Origin of the sequence: Paenibacillus sp. GCM10027626, assembly GCF_042676285.1 — a bacterium.
Classification (GTDB): domain Bacteria; phylum Bacillota; class Bacilli; order Paenibacillales; family Paenibacillaceae; genus Paenibacillus_Z.
The window spans coordinates 203,683-225,078 of record NZ_JBHTHC010000011.1 but is presented as its reverse complement, the minus strand read 5'-3'; the positions used below and the strand labels follow the sequence as shown (position 1 = coordinate 225,078).

The following is a 21,396-nucleotide window of genomic DNA, read 5'->3' as shown; positions in this document are numbered from 1 at the left end:
CGGCGGTTGCGAGAAAGCATGAACAGGCTTGGAGCGAGGAGCATTAAGTCGATTATTTTATGGTCATTCTCGACATTTATTCTCATCATTGTTGTCATTGTTGCAGTATTGGTATACAACAAATTCTTGCGAATCGCGGAGGAGAACATTACGCTTAGCACGGAGCAAATTGTCGATTCTGTGAGCTACAACCTGGCGGACTACTTGGACGGGATGGCGCAGTTGTACCGGGCGATTGAAGAACATATGCTGGTCGAAGGAGAATGGGACGGCGATCAGGTGACGAAGCAGCTTGATATTGTGACAAGCAGCAGGGACGATATCGTATCTATCGCCCTGTTCAATGAACGGGGTGAGGTGCTTCGCAACCATCCAACGATGCCGATCAGGGAAAGTGCACGCGTAACCGAGCAGAGCTGGTTTCACTCTGCGTTACGTGTTTCGAATCATCTTGGCTTTTCTTTACCTCATGTACAAAATCTCTATGGCAGTCCATACAAGTGGGTTGTGTCCATGAGTAAAGGCATTACGGTGCAGCATAACGGCGAACCGATGTATGTCATTTTGCTTGTGGATATTAATTTCAAAAAAATAGATGAGCTGAGCAGCCGGGTTAGTCTTGGCAAACGGGGATATGTGTACATCATCGATGAGGGAGCGGGCAATATCGTATATCATCCTCAGCAGCAATTGATCTATATGGGACTCCGCAGTGAAAACGTTGAACAGGCACTGGTTGGACGAGGCAGCTATATTGACAGTGTATCAGGAGTTAAACGGCTCCATACGGTGAAGTCGGTGGACAATATTGGCTGGAAGGTTGTGGGAGTGTCTTATCTGGATGAAATAATGACGACCCGGGAGGAGGTTTATCGTTATATGATCCAAGTCGTCGGGGGCGTGCTCATACTGGCCTTCCTCGTATCGATTGTGCTAGCTTCGATGCTGACAAGACCGATTCGGCGGATGGAGGCAACCATGAAAGTGGTAGAGCGGGGCAACTTTGATGTGGAGCTTCCCCTTAAAGGTCCATTGGAAGTCATTCAATTGTCCAGCCGCTTTAATCTGATGATAGACAAAATTCGCGGATTGATGAGTCAGATCATTATGGAGCAGGAATCCAAACGTAAATATGAGCTGGAGGCGCTTCAGGCGCAAATCAATCCTCATTTCTTGTACAACACGCTCAATTCTGTTGTTCGCTTGGTCGGCATGGGCAAAAAAGAAGAAATTATCACAATGATAACTTCGTTGTCAAAGTTGTTTCGGATCAGCTTAAGCAAGGGACGCAGAACGATTACGGTAAGAGAAGAACTGGAGCATGCCCGGCATTATTTGACGATCCAGCAAATGCGGTTCAAGAAGAAATTTCAATTTTCGATTGAAGCAGAAGAGGAAGCGCTGAGTGGCTGTACACTAAAACTTGTGCTGCAGCCGTTAATTGAAAATGCAATTATTCATGGCATTGAATATTTGGTGGATGAAGGCATGATACAGGTCAGCGCCAGAATAGAGGGAGGGTTTCTGTTGATGGAAGTGGCAGATAACGGTGTTGGCATGACGGAGGAGCAGCTTCAGGCACTCTTCAAGGAAACCAGTCCTGACGGTGAAGCAGCGCAAACGGGGAATGGAGGTTCCGGAGTAGCGGTGCTTAACGTGCATGCCCGGATTCGTCTATATTATGGAGAAAATTACGGATTATCCTATGAAAGTGAACGGGAAGAAGGAACAACTGCCCGTATCCGGCTGCCATTTATCCGCCGGGAAGGAGGCGGCGATCATGAAGGCTAACGGAAGAGCGGAGTTTGGCCGGCGCAGCCTGATTACGGTTCTCGTGACGGTGTTGATTGCGGCTTCGCTGACTGCTTGTGCATCGACTGCCGGTATGACAGAGGAGCCGGTTTCTTCGCGTCGTATTGCGCTCGTTGCCCCCGTGCATGCAGTGGAGCAGGGAGAGGCGATCAAGATCGGGGCGGAAGCGGCGGCCAAGGAATTCGGATTTGATCTGGAATATTTGCCGTTTCGTCCGGATGAGGAGGCAGCGGAGCAGCTGGCAGCGGCATTTCATACGCTGGAGGGCGGAGCGGTTGCTCTCTTGATCGACCCGGCCGACGAAGATACGCTGCGACAGATCGGCGTTTATGGAGCAGAACGAGGCATTCCGGTTATTGCGTTAAACGATGAGCGGATGCCGAGGGGCGTCGAGGGGGCGATTGCGATCAGCAACGAGGAAGCCGGCCGCAAGGCGGGAGAGGCGTTAGCGGAGCTTTTGGGAGGCAGCGGTACAGTGGCTCTCTTAAAGGCGGAACGAAGCATCCCCAGTCTAGAAATGCGGGAGCAGGGCATTCGAAAAGCGTTGCAGCAATATCCCTTCGTTCGTTTGCGTGAAGTTTCAGTATGCGGCGATTCAAGAGATGTATGCTGGGGAGCGGTCAAAAGCATACTGGACGGTGGCAAGCTGGACGGCGCCATTGCTTTGCAATCCGTTGCCTCACTAGGATTAGCCGACGAAATTATGCGCCGGAAATGGGGAGCGGAGTTTAAGCTGGTGGCGTTCGGGAGCGAACGGGAGCAACTGGAGCTGCTTCAGGAAGGGATTATCCACCAGCTTGTCGTACAGAACGATTTCAGTACCGGGTATATTGGGGTCGAACAGGCTGCTTCGCTCTTGGCCGGCAAAACGGTCGAAGGGCCGACACTATTGGAGACGAAAGTTGTCAATGCGGATAATATGTTTTGGATGAACAATCAGAAGCTGCTGTTTCCCTTTGTCCATTAGAAGGCTACTGAAGGCTGAAAATGAATGAGAATTTTAATAGAAGATAGGAGAATCTTGTATTCGAAAGGCAGTCCGGTAATTTCATAATAGAAATGTAAGCCGACATTGGTCCCGATATCGGGGCCAATGTTTGCAAATTTTTATAAAGGCGGGTGCCAAGGATGAAGAGAAAATCGATACTAGCCCTTCTAGCGTGTGCCATGTTGACGATGGCTGCATGCAGCAACGGTGGCGGTAACGGCAAATCGGGCGAGGGCGAGGGTGAACCGAAAATCGGCGTCGCTATTTACAAGTTCGACGATACGTTTATGACGGGAGTCCGCAATGCGATGTCAGTTGCAGCAAGCGGCAAGTCTGCGCTGGATATCGTAGACAGCCAAAATGCGCAGCCGACGCAAAACGAGAAAATCGACCTGTTCATTTCCAAAAAGTATAATTCTATGATTGTGAACCCGGTCGACCGGACGGCAGCAGGCGTTATTATCGACAAAGCGAAGAAGGCCGACATTCCAGTCGTATTTCTGAACCGCGAGCCGCTTGCGGAAGATATGAACAAATGGGATAAAGTGTACTATGTAGGCGCAAAAGCGGAGGAGTCGGGAACGATTTCGGGCCAATTGCTTGTTGATTATTGGAAGGCTAATCCGGGCGCTGACAAAAATGGCGACGGTAAGCTACAGTATGTCATGCTGCAAGGAGAACCGGGCCATCAGGATGCGGAGCTGAGATCGAAGTTCTCTGTTCAGGCGCTTCAGGACGCTGGAATTGAGGTAGATGCGCTGGCGGTCGACACGGCCATGTGGGATCGGGTAAAAGGTCAAGAAAAAATGCAAGCCTTCCTTGCGCAGTTCGGCGACAAAATTGAAGCGGTGCTGGCTAACAACGATGATATGGCGCTTGGCGCGATCGAAGCGTTAAAAGCAGCGGGCTATTTCACAGGCGACAAGTTTATACCGGTTATTGGTGTCGATGCTACAGCTCCGGCCATTCAGGCGCTACAGGACGGTACTTTACTAGGAACGGTACTGAATGACGCTAAAAATCAAGGGGCTGCAGCTGTTGCTATTGCAGAGGCGCTGGCTAAAGGCGAAACGCCAACAAAGGACAATACTGGATTTGATATTAGCGACGGCAAATATGTCTGGATTTCCTACAAAAAAATTACGAAGGATAACATAGCTGAAGCGCAATGATACGGATGGATAAAAAGGGGAGCGGCATGCTAAGCGTTACCCCTTTATTCTTAATTAGGGAGAGGTGCTAATGACGTTTGCATTAGAGATGCGGGGGATATCCAAGGCTTTCCCTGGTGTGCAGGCGCTAAGCGATGTCTCGCTGCATGTAAGGCGAGGGACTGTACATGCGCTTATGGGTGAGAATGGTGCGGGTAAATCGACTTTAATGAAGTGTCTGTTCGGCATGTATAAACCGGATCAGGGGGAAATATTTATTCAGGGAGTCAACGCGGCGATCAATAATTCCGGAGATGCAATTGCACACGGCATTTCCATGATTCATCAGGAACTCCATCCTGTTCAACACCGCAGCGTCATGGAAAACCTGTGGCTAGGAAGATTTCCGCTGCGGGGCTTTCTATTTGTCAATCATGCGAAAATGCTGCAGGATACTGTAAACCTGTTTCAAGAGCTGGGCATCGAAATCGATCCTCGCGCCAGAACGGGCTCATTATCCGTGTCTCAAATCCAGCTGCTTGAAATCGTGAAAGCTGTTTCTTACGAAGCGAAGGTAATTGTGATGGACGAGCCGACTTCTTCATTGACCGGATCGGAGGTTGAGCAATTATTCGGCATCATTAATAAGCTCCGCGTCCGCGGTGTGTCTATTATTTACATCTCGCACAAGATGGAAGAGATATTGCAGATTTCGGACGATGTAACGATTATGAGGGACGGTTGTTATATCGGCACTTGGCCGGCTTCGGAGCTGACAACGGATCTTATCATTACAAAGATGGTGGGCCGAGAGCTGAAGGAAAGATATCCGGCGCGGACGCACACACCAGGCGACATTGCTCTTAAAGTGGAAGGGCTATGCTCGCCTAATCTGAAGTCTTTCCATCAAATCTCTTTCGAGCTGCGGAAAGGCGAGATTCTGGGACTTGGCGGTCTTGTCGGCTCTCAGCGTACGGAATTGATAGAAGCATTGTTCGGGCTGCGAAAAGTGCAATCCGGCACGATATCCATTAACGGCCAAGTCGTGCAGATCAAATCACCATCCGATGCCAAACGGCATAATATGGCTTTGCTGACGGAGGAACGGCGTGTGACGGGCATTTTTCCCGTTCTGTCCGTATACGAGAATACGATTATTGCCAACCTTGGGCGGTATCGGAACCGTATCGGTTTGCTGAATGAGCGCATGGCCAAAATGGAAGCCGCACAGAGCGTAGAGAAGCTGCGTACAAAGACGCCTGCGGTCCATACGCTGATTCGCAATTTGTCCGGCGGCAATCAGCAAAAGGTGCTATTGGCGCGCTGGCTGCTGACTGAGCCTGACATTTTGCTGTTAGATGAGCCCACACGGGGTATCGATGTAGGCGCCAAATATGAGATTTACACCCTGATCGCAAGTTTAGCAAGTCAGGGGAAAAGCATCTTGATGATTTCTTCCGAGATGCCGGAGTTGCTCGGCATGACGGACCGGATTATGGTGATGAGTGAAGGTCGGTTGAAAGGGATTGTAGAAAGCGCAACGGCAACCGAACAGGACATTATGCGGCTGGCGGCAAACCAGCCGGCAACGGAATCGAGGGAGGAGACGGGATGAATCCACAGACGACCGTCAACATTAGAAGTTACTTAACACAGAGAGCCATATTCATTGTATTAATCGTGCTGGTGATCGGCATTGCAATCGCGGATCCGGGCTTTCTTGCTTTTTCTACGTTGCGGGATATTTTGCAGCAATCCTCGACCAGATTGATTATCGCGTTGGGCGCGGCGTTTATCCTGATTACCGGAGGCGTCGACTTATCGGCAGGTCGCGTAGTAGGCTTGACGGCTGTCATATCGGCTTCCATGCTACAAATGGAGGAATATGCCAACCGTTTCTTTCCTGATCTGCCGCAGCTCTGGGTAGGCTATCCTATTCTCATCGGCATCATTGCCGGATTAATCGTTGGTCTGATCAATGGTATTGTAGTAGCCAAGCTCCATGTTCCTCCGTTTATCGCCACACTCGGTATGATGGTTGGCATTTATGGCATCAATTCAATTTATTTCGATACAGAGCCCAACCAATCGCAGCCGATCGGAGGGTTGCGTGACGATTTTACGATGTGGGGTTCTGGCTATTTTGATTTGGGCGGCGGCTATACGATCCCGTATATCGTTTTGATCGCTATTTTTGTGGCTTTAATCTGTTGGGTTATCTTCAATAAGACACGATTGGGCAAGAATATGTACGCCATCGGAGGCAATGTGCAAGCCGCGCATGTGTCCGGCATAAAGGTGGCACGAAATCTGGTCATCATTTATGCGATATCCGGCGCTCTCTACGGGCTGGCCGGAGTGCTGGAAGCAGCGCGCACCGGCGGAGCGACGAATAATTACGGCAATATGTATGAACTCGACGCTATCGCCGCTTGTGTCGTAGGCGGCGTCTCCACGGCAGGCGGCATCGGTACGGTGCCGGGCGTAATGGCCGGTGTCCTAATCTTCGGCGTCATTAATTACGGTTTGACGTTTATCGGCGTTAGCCCTTACTGGCAGCTAATTATTAAAGGCCTTATCATCGTGGCTGCGGTTGCCTTTGATGTTCGTAAATATGTAGCCAAAAAATAAAATACTGCTCCCACCTGACCGCTAGGTGGGGGCTATTTGACCATACTGCGCCCCAGAGGACATAAGCGGACCGTAGCAGGCTGTCGATTCATTGTGGACATCTGTAAGCGCGGGCGAAGCGGTCCTGAGCGGACCGTGCTTCCTTTATCTGTGAACAAAACAGCAAAAACGGGTTGCTCGCGGACCGTAGATCCGTTAATGGCCTCCAATCACCGCTAACCCCCGCAAAATTGGTCAAGGGACGGATCGTGTGTCAGCGAAGCCTTCGAATGAGCAGGGTTTCGTAGAAATAACGGATCGTATGTCCCCATGGGACCCCGTCAATCAACCGATTCTTCTTGAAAAGCGGACTACCCTTCTTTTACAAGAAAAAGCGCATCAGAATCCATCTTCTGATGAACGGAAATGATCTGCTCAAGCTGCTCTATTTGACCCTTCAGCTCTTTATTGTGTGGCTCTTCCTCCAACTGAGCAGATAGCGCAAAAAATTTAGGTACCTCCCATACGCTTCTCGCAGCTGTGCTCATGCAATAGCCATATCTCGCCAAGCATTCGTCGCCTTGCCAGCCCATATCTCGCAAGCCTTTCACATAGGCGTCGAATAGCGCGGCTTCAAATTGCTCGTATTGTCCGGGTGGAATAATCCCTTGACTCATGTTCACGCCGTACAGCTTGCCAAGATCCTCGCCAATGCCCGAGATGCTCATAAATTGCCAGTCAATCAGGATAAGTCTCTCCGTCGTTGCATCGTTGTTGACGAGCAGCATATTCATCTGGCTGAGGTCCTGATGAGCCGTCACGCGCGGCAGTTGTCCGAGAGAATGGATTATAGCGTCAAGCTGATGAAGGAGAGCTTGGTACCATGTCCAGATGCTTTGTTCATTCTCCTTGCTGATGCGACTGATGTAAGCTTGCGGATTAGGGGCATACATGCGGCTTGCTGTTGTCCAGGAGCGCAGCCACGCCCGGCATATCCAGTCCTGGTCAGGGAGCGGCCGTTCACCGGTCAGATAGCTTCCGCCGAATCGTCCGAGCTGCCCGGCAATAAAAGTAAACTGTTCCAGCGAGTGCGGATGCTGGCCTGTTATGTGCTCCATCCATAGCCACACTGTGCCGTCAGGCTGTTCTTCTATAAGATAGCAAGCCGGGGCCTGAATAGACTCAGGCAAGCAATCAAGCAGTCCGGATTCCAGCAATTGCGCTTCGCGGCGCCAATAATTGTGATGCTGGCAGTCATTTTTTTCATGGCTGTGCGCTTTTATGATTTTTACGATGATCGACCATGAATGGTGCGATTGATCTTTAAGCATGACTGATCCATGGAGCTTAAAAAGGCCTGCCGTTGTAAAGTTCGGCGTTTTATAGCCGAGAGGATCGCAGGTAACGGAATCAAGCGCTGCCGGTTCTTGCTCGAGAAGCGCCCCAATGCATGCGCAGATTTGCTTCATCTTGTTTTCGAAAGGGATTTGAGTATGATTTTCCAGTATCATGAGCCGTGTCCTCCAGATCGCTATTGAGACATGGGAAAAATCGAATCGCGCCTCATAAGCTCGCCGCTCACGAGCAGAGTGCAAGGATTAAAGCTGATGCCCGCTATCCGCTGTACCAACAAGTTCACAGCTTGCCAGGCAAGGCCCTGCTTGACCACATCAATCGTTGTAAGACGATGCGCTTCACTTGCGCTTGCATTGTCGAAGCCGGTAACGGTGAGATCCTCCGGGCAGCGCAAATTTTTGCTTTTTAACACAAACAATAGGCTGGCGGCAATCGCATCGTTGGCGCAAATGATCGCTGTCGGGGGAGCCGACCCTTGCAATAATGCGGACAGAGCATGATCCACCTCTAAGATCGTATGGTCGCCTCGAATATCGGCAATATGCTGCGTATCGATTCGGGTTTGCCTGCTCAAAGAAAATTCATCCACGGCCTGGCGGAACCCGCGCCATCTTTCGGCATAGCTGAAGGAGAACGCAGGCGAGCCGATAAACGCAAGCCGGCGATGCCCGGATTCAAGCACGGCGGTGGTTATGTCCTTCATGCCGACAAAATTATCGGCAAGGACATGATCGAGCTTTGCGCCAGATAGCGGATTGCCGTCGACCATAACGGCAGGAAGAGCCGATTGTTGAATTTCCAGCACAAGCTCTGGCGCAATCTGGCCAAGCAGCAATATTCCGTCCGCTTGACGGTTTTTTATGCTGGAGGGCAGCTCCTGATCGCCGCTCTGGCTTACAGGCGACAAAATCATGCTGTAGCCGGCTCGCTGCAGCTCGCTTTCGATCTGCTCAAGCAAGCTTCCCCAATATGTCTGATCTCCCAAGTACCCGCGCGGGATGACGGTTACGATAATATTCGTTCGCGTTGCCGCTGGCTTCCCTCCCTGCCCGGCAGGAAAGGTGTAGCCCAATTCCTCGGCCTTTTGGATAATCTTTTGGCGCATCTCTTCGCTGACCCCGTATTTTCCCAACAATGCCCGCGATACTAATGTTTTCGAAACCTGCAAGTGATCGGCTATAAGCTGCAGGGTAACTTTCTTTGCTTTCATTTCATGGCAGCTCCTAATAAACATTTTACTAATGTAACTTTATAAGAAGCAGAAGGTTTAAGTCAATTGTTTTTGTAAACTAATTTGTAAACATTATTTTAGTTGATGTTGTAAACAACGGGTGCTACTATTTACATCATACAAGGTTAACAGGATGATAAAAGGAGCGGCGCAAATGATAAATATTTCGCAAAACGAGAACGAATGGTTCGTTAAAGGCTATTGGCCTTGGGTTCCTTTTCTGCAAAAGAGCATGGAGCTGGGGCAGGAATTAATGGGCGTGACCGAATGGATACCGACCAAGGTTCCCGGAGGTGTGCATTACGATTTGTACAAGGCCGGCTTAATTGACAATCCGTATGTTGACCAAAACTCACTGAAGTGTGAATGGGTGGAAAACCGCTGGTGGATGTATAAAACGGTTCTGCAGCGCCCGTCCGCTGCCGGCTCCAAAATCGAACTTGTGTTCAAAGGGCTTGATTACGAAGCGTCCATTTATGTAAACAATGAGCTGATCGGCGAGCATGAGGGTATGTATCATGAAGCTGTCTACGACTTGACCGAGCAGTTCCGCACGAATGAGTCCGTAAACTTGATCGTATTGTTAAAACATGCTCCCGATGAAATGGGGCAAATCGGCAGATCGTCGCTAACGTTCACCCAAAAAAGCCGCTTCGGCTACAAATGGGACTTTTCCACCCGCTTGGTCAATTTGGGGATTTGGGATGATGTTGAGCTTGTTGTGCATCAGGATTATTCTTTTGATGAGCTCAAGGTGACGACAGATGTTCAGGAGACCGGCGGGGCGGCAAACGGTGTTGTAAACATTGCGTTTACACTAGGCAAGGCTGCATCAGCTGCTGCGACGGACGGCTTGGAGGCCGAGATTTCATGCGTTGGACCGAACGGCGTTCAACAAGCGCTAGTTAGAGAGAAGATCGCTTCTTTGACAGAGCCCTTTCATACGCAGCTGCTGATTGAAAAACCTGATCTCTGGTACCCGAACGGCCACGGTGCTCAGCCGCTTTATGAAGTGAGCATACGCTTGCTTTGCAACGGAGAGCTGATGGATGAGTGGAAGCTTCATACCGGAATCCGTAAGCTGCGTTTTAGCCAAAATGAAGGCGCGCCGGAAAATTCCTTGCCGTATACGGTCATGATGAACGATCGCCGTATTTATATAAAAGGCGTGAACATTACGCCGCTTGATCATATTTATGGAAATGTGACGAATGAGCAATATGAGTGGCTTGTCTACCTGATGAAGCAAGCAAATGTGAATTTAGTCCGCGTCTGGGGCGGCGGCGTGATTGAAAAATCTTATTTTTATGAGCTGTGCGACAAGCATGGCATTATGATTTGGCAGGATTTCATCCAGTCGAGCTCGGGCGTAGACAATATTCCTTCCAAGCGTCCGGAGTTTTTGGAGCTTCTTGAAACGGCGTCCACAGCTGCGCTAAAAGAGCGGCGCAACCACGTCTCCTTGACGATCTGGTGCGGGGGCAATGAGCTGATGAGCGCGGAAAATACACCATCGACTTATGAGGATGAGAACGTAGCGTTATTAAAAGGGCTGGTGGAAAAGCACGACCCGCAGCGCCTGTTCTTGCCGACGACAGCATCCGGTCCTGTTGAATACATATCCGATCAAAAGGGAGTCGGTCATGACGTTCACGGGCACTGGGTCTATAGAGGTAATCCTGATCATTACAGGGAGTACGGGGAAAACGATTATTTATTCCATAGTGAATTCGGGGTTCCTGGCGTCAGCTCGCTCAAAAGCCTACAGAAGTTTTTGAATCCAGGCGGGCCTACTGGCCAGCCGGAGTCGATGGTGGAGAACTTGGTGTGGCGGCATCACGGCGAGTGGTGGGATACGTTTGAAAGGGACAAAGCGTTTTTTGGTGAGGAAAAGGATTTGCTCTCATTCTCGGATGGCAGCCAGTGGGTTCAGGCCGAGGGGCTCAGATTTATTCTGGAGGCGAATCAGCGCAGAAAATTCCGCAACAGCGGCAGCATTATCTGGCAATTTAATGAGCCTTGGCCGAATGTATCCTGTACGAATCTGGTCGATTACTACGGCGAGCAAAAGATGGCTTACTATTGGACAGGCAAAGCGTTTGCCCCAGTGCATGTGTCGCTCGATTACCACAGGCTCGACTATAAGCCGGGTGAGGAGATAGCCGCCATGATCCATGTGCATGGCAATGCAAGCGGAGCGGGAGCCCGCGTGGCCGCTGTCGTTTATGACTTGTCTGGAGCTTGCCTGCATCAAGCAGAATATCCGGCTGAATGGAATGGGACGGAAGCAAGTGAAGTCGGAGAGCTGCGCTTCAAGGCGCCGGCCGCTCAAGGCGTATTTCTGGTGCGGCTTGAAGTATGGGATCAGGCGGGGGAACTGCTGAGCCGAAATGAATATTATTTCTCGACCAAAGATGAGGCCTGGTATCGCGATGAGAGAATGCGGGCTGGAACCGCTCATCTGGAAATTACGGAATTATCCGGCTGGGAGGCAGTGTCCGGGGAATTAATCAGCCAGCCATTCATTCGCAAAGCATTCGGGCTTCGGAATACAGCCGCGCATCTGATCCTGTTCATTCGCCCGGAGGAGAAGACGGATCGCTTTTGGATGACTGCCGACGAAGCATATTTTACCCTCCTGCCCGGAGAAGCAAAGACGGTAAGCATTACTTGTGCACCGAAGGCGGAGGCGGCTTTTCAAGCTTCTCCAGCGGCAGAGGCGAATAGGGCTGAACCTGAGATTCGCTTCCGCGCCTATGCAGAAGCTTAATAGATAAAGGACACCTCTTCGCGGTGGAACGGTGGCAGTAAATCGCTGCTTCCAGCCGAAGAAGTGTTTTCTGTTTTTCCGTTCGCCGGACAGTAGATCCATTATCTGCTATGTTATAATGATCTTGTTCAACCGTTGGAATAATGAAAACGCGCCGGAACCGTCAGGAACGCTTCGCATGCTGCCAGGCGATGAAAGCGGAACATATCCGGGTTCGGCACGGGAAAGCGGAGGCGCTAACATGTTCAACGTACTGATTGTAGATGACGAAAAACTGATTCGAAAAGGCTTGATTTCTCTCCTTCCGTGGGACAAGTTTCGAATGCGCGTCATCGGGGAAGCGAATCACGGCAAATCGGCCCTAGCGTTTATGGAAGCGCATTCTATCGATTTTTTATTCGTCGATTTGACGATGCCCGTTATGGACGGCTTCGAGCTGATGAAAGACGTTCGCATACGCTACCCCGATACGTGGATCGTCGTGCTGACCTGTCATCAGGATTTTGACTTTGTACAGGAAGCGCTGCGTCTTGGTGCGATCGACTATATTGTGAAGACACAATTCGAACAGGACAAGGTTGATGAGATCTTTGCGCGGATCACGGAGCGAGTTGCCTACGAGATATCGGTCCGAGGGCGAGGAACGGCGAAACCTGAACGGTTAAGCGGCTATGCGGTGATCGATCTGGCGGGCGGACAGCACGTGGAGAAAATCGCGAATGCGCCTTTCCTTGCAAGCCGAACGATACACGAAATTTCGGAGCGAATCTGGTTCGCGCTGGCGGATGACGCGCCCGATACCGAAGCAGGGGACACTGATTCTCTCCTTCGAACAGGGGACTGGGCGCTCGTCTCTATAACGGATATCCCTCCGAATCGGACGGCGGACGTTTGTCGGCAACTGCAGCGGGCATTGCCGCCATTTTTGTTCTTTGAAGGGAAGCCGGGGCGGTTTCGCTATGAAGTCGCATTATCCGAGCTGAACGGTCCGTCCGCCGGCGAGAACGAACTGGAACGGCTGAAGGAAGCCTGGATTGACCAGGAATGGGTGTGCAGCGACGGCGCCTACGAACGAACCGTTCGGATGACGCTGGAGACCGTGCCAGAGCCAGAGGCATTGTTCCTTATCGTGGATAGCTGCATAAGGGCCTGGCAAACCGTCGTCGGAGCGCCTCTGGAGAACGAGGCGCCGCATGCGGAATGGACGAGCTGGCAGCGGGTGGAACTGGCACTGGCTGCGGTACGTGCCCGGCTGCAGGCGGAAATTCGAAAGCTGCCGTACTCGCCTGCCGTTCTGACGACGATTGCCAAGGCGCTGGCCTGCATCGACGGGCGGTACGAATTCAGCTTCAACCGGGATGAGCTCGCGGCGAAGCTGCTGATGAGCAGCAGCTATTTCAGCCAATGCTTCAAGGATATCGTCGGGGCGGCGTACGGCGACTATGTGAAGGAGAAGAAGATCGCCCGATCGGCTGAATGGCTGGAGCGAACGAACGAGCCGGTCTATCAGATCGCGATGCGGATGGGCTTCAAGGACGAGAAATATTTTAGCAAGCTGTTCCGCAGCCAGTTCGGCATGAATCCGACCGAGTATCGCAAAAAAATGCAGCAAGGAGCGCCTATCATTCCATGAAGCGACAATTCGGTTTCCCAGTAGCCCATTCCTTGCGCAACCGTCTCGTCCTGGCGCTGATCATTATTGTCTTCATACCGCTCATGCTGCTGGGCGGCATCAGCTACGTGGCCATTCAGGAGATCTACAGCAACAAGGTCGAGAGCGGGATTATGAATACGGTGGACAAGGTGAAAGCGGGTCTTGAAAGCACGCTCGACAATATGGAGTACGCTTCACTGCAGTTGTCCATGGAAGGCAGCGTGGGTCAGAATTTGTATAACCTGCTGTCCACGCCGAGCCATTTTCAGCAATATGCCCTTCGTCAGGAAATTCAGAAAAACTTGAACCTGCTTAATTTCACCAATCCATATCTGGGTGTTATCCTCTATTTCTCTGACGACGGCAAGATCATGTTCAACAACCTCGAAGTCCGGGAACGGCTCATCGATCCTTCCTCGAAGCTTCTCTCAAAGGTGAACGGCGTTACGTTCTACGGTCCGCAAACAACGGCTTACCGGTACGGAGACCACGAAGTGTTTGCGCTAACCCGGCCGGTGGAATTTCCCGGCAGCCCCGCCGTCAGCTACTACGTCTATATAGAGACAAACGTCCGCCTGTTCGAGAAGCTGCTCAGTCGGGAACAGTACGGCATGAAAGTCGCTCACGTGCTGCGCAATCAGGCCGGAGAGGTCATCTTCAGCGATTTAAAAGAGGTGTTTCCGCCCGGGACGAATGCCGCGTCGGAGCGCGGAGAGAACGGGAAAGGGAACGAAGGGTACAATTTCTATAAGGTCACGAGCGATCAGGGCTGGAGTCTCAGCGCGGTCATTGACAAAACCGAGTTCAACAAGGAGTTTTACAATTGGGCCGCCAAGTTTTTCGCAGTGCTGGTAAGCGGCATCGCCGTTAGCGTTGTCATCGCCTATTTTATTTGGCGCTCCTTTTACCGGCCACTGAAGAAAATCGGAAATGAAGTGCTGCATGCGGACGTGCTCCAAGCGGACAAGCCGATTGCCCTGACCCGTATTCGGGAGCTCGACATCCTCGTCAGGAAAATCAACCAGATGACGGACCGCATCCAAACGTTGTTCCGAGAGATGGAACAGCGGGAGCGGGTGAAGCAGCAACTGGAAGTTGAAAAGCTGCTCTATCAGATCAACCCGCATTTTATTCATAATACGCTCAACTCGATTCAATTCATGGCTCGCATGAACGGCCAGCAGGAGATCGATCGGATGGTCTCGATCTTCACCCGTGTCCTCCACTATAACCTCGATAAGCGGGGCGAGACTGTGGAGGTGGGAGAAGAGCTGAACGCCCTGCGAGATTATATCGAGCTGCAGCAAATCCGGTACGACTACGAATTCGAAGTCCGCTTCACGGTGGACGAAGAAGTAGCGGCATCTGGCATGACGATACCGAAATTTATTTTGCAGCCGCTTGTCGAGAACGCGCTGTATCACGGCCTGGACAACGATCGCGGTGCCATCGACGTGACCTTGGCGAAGGAAGCGGATGAGCATCTCGTTATACACGTCATGGACAACGGCAGCGGGATGACGGAAGAAGAGATCGGTCGTCTCTTATCAGAGGAGCCGGATCGGCGCCGCAAGACGGGGCTCGGCATCGGATTTCGCTATGTTCGCAGAATGCTGGCGGCCCGGTACGGCAACCATTGCGATTTCGAGATCGCCAGCAAACCAGGCGAAGGAACAGACATCATGATTCGCATTCCGATCCGAACGTCCGATCACTCTTAGACGTCCGGCGTATGAAATTCGTCGGCCAGGGTAGGAAATCGGTCGGACGGCGGAGGTAGACCAGAACAAGCGACAAAATTCCCCTGACTTCCGACCGGATTCCCGTTCCCGAAATTGGGAATTGCTTTTACGATGAACAGGTAACGAATAACGTGCATTGGGGGAAGGACGATGAAGAAACGCACGGCACTGCTTTTTCTTACGGCGCTCATGCTGTTGTTGACTGCATGCGGAAATGGAAACGGTAACAATGCTGCCGGGGAAAACAGCAAGGAGGGGACGGAGGCCACAGGGGATAAGGATCCTTACGGCAAGTACAAGGAGCCGGTCACGCTGCGCATCGCCAAAAATTTCAACACGAAAGACTTGAAGCTGCCAAACGGCGATACGCTCGAGAACAACGAATATATGCGGTACATCGAGAAGAAGTTGAACGTCAAAGTATCTTTCGCCTGGCAGACCGAGACGCCGGACGCCTACCAGCAGAAAGTCGGTGTGGCGATTTCCAGCCGGGACTTGCCCGATGCGTTCATCGTGAACGAGCAGCAGTTGAAGCAGCTGGTGAAAGCGGGCTTGATCGCCGATTTGACGGACGTTTACAAAGATTATACCGGCGATCTGGTCCAAGGATATTATGACTCCTACAGCGACCGCGTTATGAGCCGGGCGACTTTCGACGGCAAGCTGTACGCTTTCCCGGACACGCAGATCGGGGGACAGCACAGCATGACCTGGATCCGTCAGGATTGGCTGGATAAGCTCGGCTTGCAGCCGCCGAGGACGCTGGATGAGCTTGAAGCAGTGGCAAGAGCGTTCATCGAGAAAGATCCGGATGGCAACGGGCAGGCCGATACGGTCGGATTTACGGCCATCCCGCAGCTGACGGGCTGGAACAGCCCCAATGCACTCGATCCGATCTTCGGGGCGATGCATGCCTATAAGGGCCAGTTTCTGAAAGGCGCCGATGGCAAGACGGCCTACAGCTCGACCTTGCCCGAGATGAAGACGGCGCTGGCCAAGCTGCAGCAGTGGTACAAGGACGGTATTATCGACAAGGAATTCGCGGTGCGCAAAGACGCCAACGAGCTGATCGCCGCCAATAAGGTCGGCATCATGTTCGCCCCATGGTGGGCGCCATACACGTCGGCTCTGCAGGACTCCATCAAGAACGACGTCAAGGCGGAATGGAGGCCGTTCACGGCTCCGCTTGATGCCGAAGGCAAGTTCAACTTGTACGACCAAAATCCGACCGCGAATTTCCTCGTCGTCAACAAGGATTACAAACATCCCGAAGCCGTTATGAAAGTGTTGAACGTGCAGACCGAGGGCATCCGCCAGTTGGATCCCGACTCCGCGAACATTTATAAGGGGTTGGGCGTCAGTTGGGCGGTATGGCCGTTCTCGCTTCAGCTCGACGGCGAGAATGCCGCTTACGATACGTATTCGAAGGTGAAAGCGGCGCTTGATGCGAACGATCCTTCCGGGTTGAACGAGGAGCTAAAGGGGTACTACGATGATTACCTGAAAAATAAAGAAAACCCGAAAAAGGATATCGCGGCCTGGGCTAATGCCATTTCCAGAATAGACGGCTCCGCGGAGCTTGGCTCCGATAAACTCAACATCGTCCGCAATGTCTTTTTCGGACAGACGCCCGCGATGCAGCGCAAATGGGCGATTCTGACGAAGCTGGAAAGTGAAACATTCCTGAAGATCATTCTGGGCGAGGAGTCGATCGACAAATTCGACGATTTCGTCAAAGAATGGAAGAAGATCGGCGGCGACGAAGTACTAGCCGAGATCGACAAAGAAATCAGCCAATAACGGCAAGGTGATAGAGGCGCAGGGTCTCCGCAGAACGCGCCTTCTATCGATCGCCAAGGATGGGTGGAGGAATATTGCGGAACAAACGATTGATTGTGAACTACCACTTGATGCTGCTGCCAGGCGTTCTGCTTCTTTTCGTCTTTTGCGTCATCCCGATGTTCGGCGTCGTTATCGCTTTTCAGGATTTCGTGCCCGGTATCCGGATTTGGGATCAGGAATGGATCGGGCTCGGCAATTTCGAATTTATGATGGATATTCCCGACAGCAAGAAAGTATTCATAAACACCGTCGTTATAGCGTCCATGAAAATCGTCGCGGGGACGATCGTGCCAATCGCCTTCGCCCTGCTGCTGCACGAAGTGAGAATCGGCTGGTTCAAGCGTTGGGTACAGACGATCGTCTATTTACCCCACTTCATGTCCTGGGTCATTCTGGCCGGCATTATGGTGACGATGCTGTCCTTGGATGGTATCGTCAATCTGATCGTCAAGGCCTTCGGTGGAGAGCCGATCATGTTTCTCGCTAGTAACGACTGGTTTCGCCCGATCGTCGTCGGCAGCGACGTATGGAAAGAGTTTGGCTTCTCGGCCATTGTGTATTTGGCGGCTCTGACCGGTATCAACCCTTCGCTCTACGAAGCGGCGGAGATCGACGGAGCGAACCGGTTCAAGAAACTGATCCATATTACGCTGCCCGGTATTACGCCGACCATCGTGCTGCTGGCTACGCTCAGCCTTGGCAATATTTTGAACGCGGGCTTCGATCAGATTTTCAACCTGTACAATCCATTAGTCTACTCATCGGGCGATATTATCGATACGTATGTCTACCGAATGGGGCTGGTCGAGAGCCAGTATGGTTTGGCGACCGCGGTCGGGCTGCTGAAATCGATTGTCGCTATCATTTTGATTCTGATCTCGTACCGGCTGGCCGCCAAATTCGCTAATTATCGTATATTTTAAAATAAAAGTGGGTTGAATGCATGGTCAAATCGAATTCGATGTTCAGCAAGAGTGCGGATGCTGCCATCCTGGCGGCATTGACGCTAATCGCCTTCCTGTCGCTGTTTCCGCTGGTGCATACGGTAGCGCTGTCCTTCAGCGAGAAGGCGGCCGCGAACGCGGGCGAGGTCATTCTGTGGCCCAAGGGGATCAACGTTACTTCTTATAAGATCATTCTGGAGGATCAGAAGTTTTTCACGGCGTTCGGGGTTTCGGTGAAACGGGTGCTGCTGGGGGCGTTCATCAACTTTGCGCTCACCGTGGTGATGGCCTACCCGCTGTCCAAAGGCAGCCGCGTCTTTCCCGGACGGAACCTGTACATGTGGTATCTGGTATTCTGCATGCTATTCTCCGGCGGTCTCATTCCGCTCTATATGACGGTGACGGAGCTGAACCTGCAAAATACGCTCTGGTCACTCGTGCTGCCCGGCGCGGTTCCAATCTTCAACGTCATTCTCATCATGAACTTCTTCCGTAACTTGCCGAAGGAACTGGAGGAAGCGGCGATCGTCGACGGCGCCGGGCCCTGGCAGACGCTGATCCGGATCTTCCTGCCAGTGTCGCTGCCCGCGCTTGCAACAGTAACGCTGTTCAGTATTGTCGGCCATTGGAATTCGTTTTTCGACGGTCTGATCTTTATGAGCAAGCCCGAGAACTATCCGCTGCAAACCTACATCCAGCAGTTGGTCGTCCGAATTGATCCGGAGCTGTTGAAGAATCTGACTGCCGAAGAGCTGATCCGGCTGAACAAAGCTTCCGACCGGACGCTGAACGCAGCAAAGCTGGTCGTCGCGATGGTGCCGCTCTTGGCGATCTATCCGTTTCTGCAAAAATATTTCGTGCACGGCATCGTGCTCGGTTCGGTGAAAGAATAGAGAGGAAGAAGGTGGCGCACGGTGGAAGAACGGACGATTAGGGGCGCAATCGACACGGTGCATGTCGTGTTCAAGACACATTTGGATATCGGGTTTACCGATATGGCCTGCAATGTGGTGGCCAAATACAAGAATGAATTCATTCCGAAGGCATTGTCGCTGGCGGAGCGGCTAGCCGGCGAGGAGGGTGCGAGTTTCGTATGGACGACCGGGTCGTGGCTGATCGAACGGTATTTGGCGGATGCGGGCGATGCGGAGCGGGAGCGGATGGAACGCGCGATCCGGGACGGACATATCGCATGGCACGGACTGCCTTTCACGACGCATACCGAGCTGTTAGACGCTTCCCTGTTCCGTTATGGATTATCAATCGCGCGTCGGCTGGACGCCCGGTTCGGGAAACGGACGATTACGGCGAAGATGACAGACGTTCCCGGCCATACCCGCTCGATCGTCACGCATATGGCCGCATCCGGTCTGCAATATCTGCACCTCGGTGTAAATCCTGCCTCCAAGGTGCCCGGCGTGCCGCCGCTCTTCGTATGGCGGGCGGAGGACGGGGCGGAGATCATCGTAAATTACGCCAACAATTACGGCAATACGATGCATATTCCGGGGCTGCGGGATGCGCTCCATTTTGCCCATACAGGGGACAATAACGGTCCGCCGTCGGCTGAGGATGTGCGGGAGCAGTTCACTCAGCTTGCGAAGGCGTATCCCGGTGCCGCCATTCGTGCCTCGACGATGGATGCGTTCGCGGTCAAGCTGCTCGCTCACAAGCCTTCACTTCCCGTTGTAACAGAAGAAATCGGTGATACTTGGATCCACGGAGCAGCCTCCGATCCGATTAAAATCGCCCGCTTTCGCGAGATGCAGCGCATGCGATCTCGCTGGATCGAAGCAGGACGAATGGAAGAAGACAGCGAGGAATACCGTTCCTTCTCGGAAGGATTGCTGCTCGTGGCGGAGCACACGTGGGGGATGGACGAGAAGAAGTTTCTGGGCGACTACAAGCATTACGGGTCGAAAGCGTTTGCGGAGGCAAGGGAGCGGGATTCGGTGGCTGGAGACGCAATTCCGGCCAAATACAGCTATATCGGTGCTTTTGCGATGGATGCGGAGGACCGCATGTCCGGGCAGCAATTTCAGCGGGTCGGTGCAAATGGACGGTCGTACCGGGTATTTGAACGCTCGTGGCAAGAGCAGCGGGACTATCTGAATCAGGCGATAAACGCACTGGGCGGCGACAAGCGGGATGAAATGAACGCGGCACTAAAGCGGCTGATACCAGACGCTCGCCGCATCGGTAAGGCGCCGATCCGGCCCCATATCCCGCACTCTCTTGGCGTCTTCGCCGTCGCGTTCTCGGACGACGGCTCCATCGCGTCGTTGGTCGATCGCAACGGCAAGGAGTGGGCGGATCGGGAGCGCCGCATCGGCATGTTCGTCTACGAAGCGTTCAGCGTAGAAAATTATAACGAATGGTTCGAGGATTACGTGGAAAACACTGCCGTCACGCACGGCTGGTCGGATGCCGACTTCGGCAAGCCGGGCATGGAGAACGTCGAGCCGAAACCGCGCCATCGGCTGTTCGCGCCGATGCTTGTCTCCATGGTTTGCGAGACGGGTGACGAAGCCGATCTTGTGAGCGTATCGCTGCGGATGCCCGCAGAGGCGGTCGAGGATCTCGGAGCGCCTCGTGAGGTGCGAATCGATTACTCGTTTCGGAAGGATGAACCGCAAATCGGAATCTCGCTCAGCTGGAGCGGCAAGCAGGCGAATCGGCTGCCGGAGGCGATCTGGTTCTCCATCACGCCGACGACGGATAATGTCAACCGCTGGCGTATGGACAAGATGGGCCAACCGGTATCGCCACTGGACGTCGTCCGCAGCGGCAACCGGAATCTTCACGCGCTGGGCGAAGGGCTGTTTTACCAAGCAGCAGACGGAGAAGCTTCGGTACGCACGTACGATGCGCCGATTGTTGCTCCGGGGGCGAGAAGACTTTTAAAGTTCGACAATACGTTCGCCTCACTTGAAGACGGATTTCATTTTCTGCTGTATAACAATGCTTGGGGAACGAACTTCCCGATGTGGTTCGAAGAGGATTGCTTCTTCAGGTTCGAACTGGCGGTTCGATCGTATTGAGCGTTTAGCTGCAAGCTGCGAGTTAAGAGGCGGCGCCCTAGTGCGTCGCCTCTTAGGTGTTCACATGGCGATCATAGTCAAAATCGCAAACGCATGAAAACATTACATAAATTGCAGAGTCGAGCAGCAATTGCTCGGCTTTTTGTATATTTTGTGGTGGGAGTGCCGGATGCGCATCTTCGCCAAGCGAATGTTGACTGCCCATGTTGACTTGACACTGACCTGTAAAATAAAGTTTACAATGCCAAGAGGTTT

Annotated in this window: 14 protein-coding genes; 12 read left to right on the top strand and 2 right to left on the bottom strand. The window is 52.4% G+C overall.

The window, feature by feature from the left end; genetic code table 11:
- Positions 1-18: 18 nt before the first annotated feature.
- The 5 genes from ACFQ0N_RS21810 to mglC all read left to right on the top strand — a co-directional run bounded on the left by ACFQ0N_RS21810 (position 19) and on the right by mglC (position 6,582).
- On the top strand, positions 19-1,791 hold the full coding sequence (locus ACFQ0N_RS21810) for a cache domain-containing sensor histidine kinase (protein WP_379330197.1): 1,773 nt from the start codon (positions 19-21) through the stop codon (positions 1,789-1,791).
- Entirely contained in the window at positions 1,781-2,779 is a 999-nt protein-coding gene (locus ACFQ0N_RS21805) for a sugar ABC transporter substrate-binding protein (RefSeq protein WP_379330126.1), read from the top strand. Before ACFQ0N_RS21810 ends, ACFQ0N_RS21805 begins: the two co-directional genes overlap by 11 nt.
- A gap of 161 nt (positions 2,780-2,940) precedes the next feature.
- Entirely contained in the window at positions 2,941-3,972 is a 1,032-nt protein-coding gene (locus tag ACFQ0N_RS21800) for a galactose ABC transporter substrate-binding protein (RefSeq protein ID WP_379330124.1), read from the top strand.
- Positions 3,973-4,042: 70 nt separating this feature from the next.
- Positions 4,043-5,566 (top strand): sugar ABC transporter ATP-binding protein, encoded by a 1,524-nt coding sequence (locus ACFQ0N_RS21795; protein WP_379330122.1) that lies wholly within the window; start codon positions 4,043-4,045, stop codon positions 5,564-5,566.
- On the top strand, positions 5,563-6,582 hold the full coding sequence (mglC, locus tag ACFQ0N_RS21790; protein WP_379330120.1) for a galactose/methyl galactoside ABC transporter permease MglC: 1,020 nt from the start codon (positions 5,563-5,565) through the stop codon (positions 6,580-6,582). Before ACFQ0N_RS21795 ends, mglC begins: the two co-directional genes overlap by 4 nt.
- Positions 6,583-6,932: 350 nt before the next feature.
- Here mglC and ACFQ0N_RS21785 read toward each other — a convergent pair whose 3' ends face one another.
- Together ACFQ0N_RS21785 and ACFQ0N_RS21780 are read right to left on the bottom strand one after the other, a co-directional pair.
- Entirely contained in the window at positions 6,933-8,072 is a 1,140-nt protein-coding gene (locus ACFQ0N_RS21785) for a phosphotransferase (protein ID WP_379330118.1), read from the bottom strand.
- Between the two features lie 20 nt (positions 8,073-8,092).
- Positions 8,093-9,127, bottom strand: coding sequence for a LacI family DNA-binding transcriptional regulator (locus ACFQ0N_RS21780; RefSeq protein ID WP_379330116.1), 1,035 nt, complete (start codon positions 9,125-9,127; stop codon positions 8,093-8,095).
- A gap of 175 nt (positions 9,128-9,302) precedes the next feature.
- Between ACFQ0N_RS21780 and ACFQ0N_RS21775 the strand changes: the two genes are divergently transcribed.
- The 7 genes from ACFQ0N_RS21775 to ACFQ0N_RS21745 all read left to right on the top strand — a co-directional run bounded on the left by ACFQ0N_RS21775 (position 9,303) and on the right by ACFQ0N_RS21745 (position 21,141).
- Positions 9,303-11,918: a glycoside hydrolase family 2 protein gene (locus ACFQ0N_RS21775; RefSeq protein ID WP_379330114.1), complete on the top strand. Its 2,616-nt coding sequence runs from the start codon at positions 9,303-9,305 to the stop codon at positions 11,916-11,918.
- Between the two features lie 241 nt (positions 11,919-12,159).
- Positions 12,160-13,551: a response regulator transcription factor gene (locus ACFQ0N_RS21770; RefSeq protein WP_379330112.1), complete on the top strand. Its 1,392-nt coding sequence runs from the start codon at positions 12,160-12,162 to the stop codon at positions 13,549-13,551.
- Positions 13,548-15,293 (top strand): sensor histidine kinase, encoded by a 1,746-nt coding sequence (locus ACFQ0N_RS21765; protein WP_379330110.1) that lies wholly within the window; start codon positions 13,548-13,550, stop codon positions 15,291-15,293. The genes ACFQ0N_RS21770 and ACFQ0N_RS21765 overlap by 4 nt, the downstream gene beginning before the upstream one ends.
- 171 nt (positions 15,294-15,464) lie before the next feature.
- Entirely contained in the window at positions 15,465-17,114 is a 1,650-nt protein-coding gene (locus ACFQ0N_RS21760) for an extracellular solute-binding protein (protein WP_379330108.1), read from the top strand.
- Positions 17,115-17,188: 74 nt separating this feature from the next.
- Positions 17,189-18,079 (top strand): ABC transporter permease, encoded by an 891-nt coding sequence (locus ACFQ0N_RS21755; RefSeq protein ID WP_379330106.1) that lies wholly within the window; start codon positions 17,189-17,191, stop codon positions 18,077-18,079.
- Positions 18,080-18,099: 20 nt separating this feature from the next.
- Positions 18,100-18,993, top strand: coding sequence for a carbohydrate ABC transporter permease (locus tag ACFQ0N_RS21750; protein ID WP_379330104.1), 894 nt, complete (start codon positions 18,100-18,102; stop codon positions 18,991-18,993).
- Between the two features lie 21 nt (positions 18,994-19,014).
- A complete protein-coding gene (locus ACFQ0N_RS21745; RefSeq protein WP_379330102.1) occupies positions 19,015-21,141 on the top strand; it encodes a DUF5054 domain-containing protein in 2,127 nt (708 codons plus the stop codon).
- Positions 21,142-21,396: the final 255 nt, after the last annotated feature.

Excerpts from the sequence above, each read along its gene's own strand:
- ACFQ0N_RS21750 (WP_379330104.1), top strand. The coding sequence starts at position 18,100 with ATGGTCAAATCGAATTCGATGTTCAGCAAGAGTGCGGATGCTGCCATC.
- ACFQ0N_RS21805 (WP_379330126.1), top strand. The coding sequence starts at position 1,781 with ATGAAGGCTAACGGAAGAGCGGAGTTTGGCCGGCGCAGCCTGATTACG.
- ACFQ0N_RS21800 (WP_379330124.1), top strand. The coding sequence starts at position 2,941 with ATGAAGAGAAAATCGATACTAGCCCTTCTAGCGTGTGCCATGTTGACG.
- ACFQ0N_RS21775 (WP_379330114.1), top strand. The coding sequence starts at position 9,303 with ATGATAAATATTTCGCAAAACGAGAACGAATGGTTCGTTAAAGGCTAT.
- ACFQ0N_RS21795 (WP_379330122.1), top strand. The coding sequence starts at position 4,043 with ATGACGTTTGCATTAGAGATGCGGGGGATATCCAAGGCTTTCCCTGGT.
- ACFQ0N_RS21810 (WP_379330197.1), top strand. The coding sequence starts at position 19 with ATGAACAGGCTTGGAGCGAGGAGCATTAAGTCGATTATTTTATGGTCA.
- mglC (WP_379330120.1), top strand. The coding sequence starts at position 5,563 with ATGAATCCACAGACGACCGTCAACATTAGAAGTTACTTAACACAGAGA.
- ACFQ0N_RS21780 (WP_379330116.1), bottom strand. The coding sequence starts at position 9,127 with ATGAAAGCAAAGAAAGTTACCCTGCAGCTTATAGCCGATCACTTGCAG.
- ACFQ0N_RS21770 (WP_379330112.1), top strand. The coding sequence starts at position 12,160 with ATGTTCAACGTACTGATTGTAGATGACGAAAAACTGATTCGAAAAGGC.
- ACFQ0N_RS21765 (WP_379330110.1), top strand. The coding sequence starts at position 13,548 with ATGAAGCGACAATTCGGTTTCCCAGTAGCCCATTCCTTGCGCAACCGT.
- ACFQ0N_RS21785 (WP_379330118.1), bottom strand. The coding sequence starts at position 8,072 with ATGATACTGGAAAATCATACTCAAATCCCTTTCGAAAACAAGATGAAG.
- ACFQ0N_RS21760 (WP_379330108.1), top strand. The coding sequence starts at position 15,465 with ATGAAGAAACGCACGGCACTGCTTTTTCTTACGGCGCTCATGCTGTTG.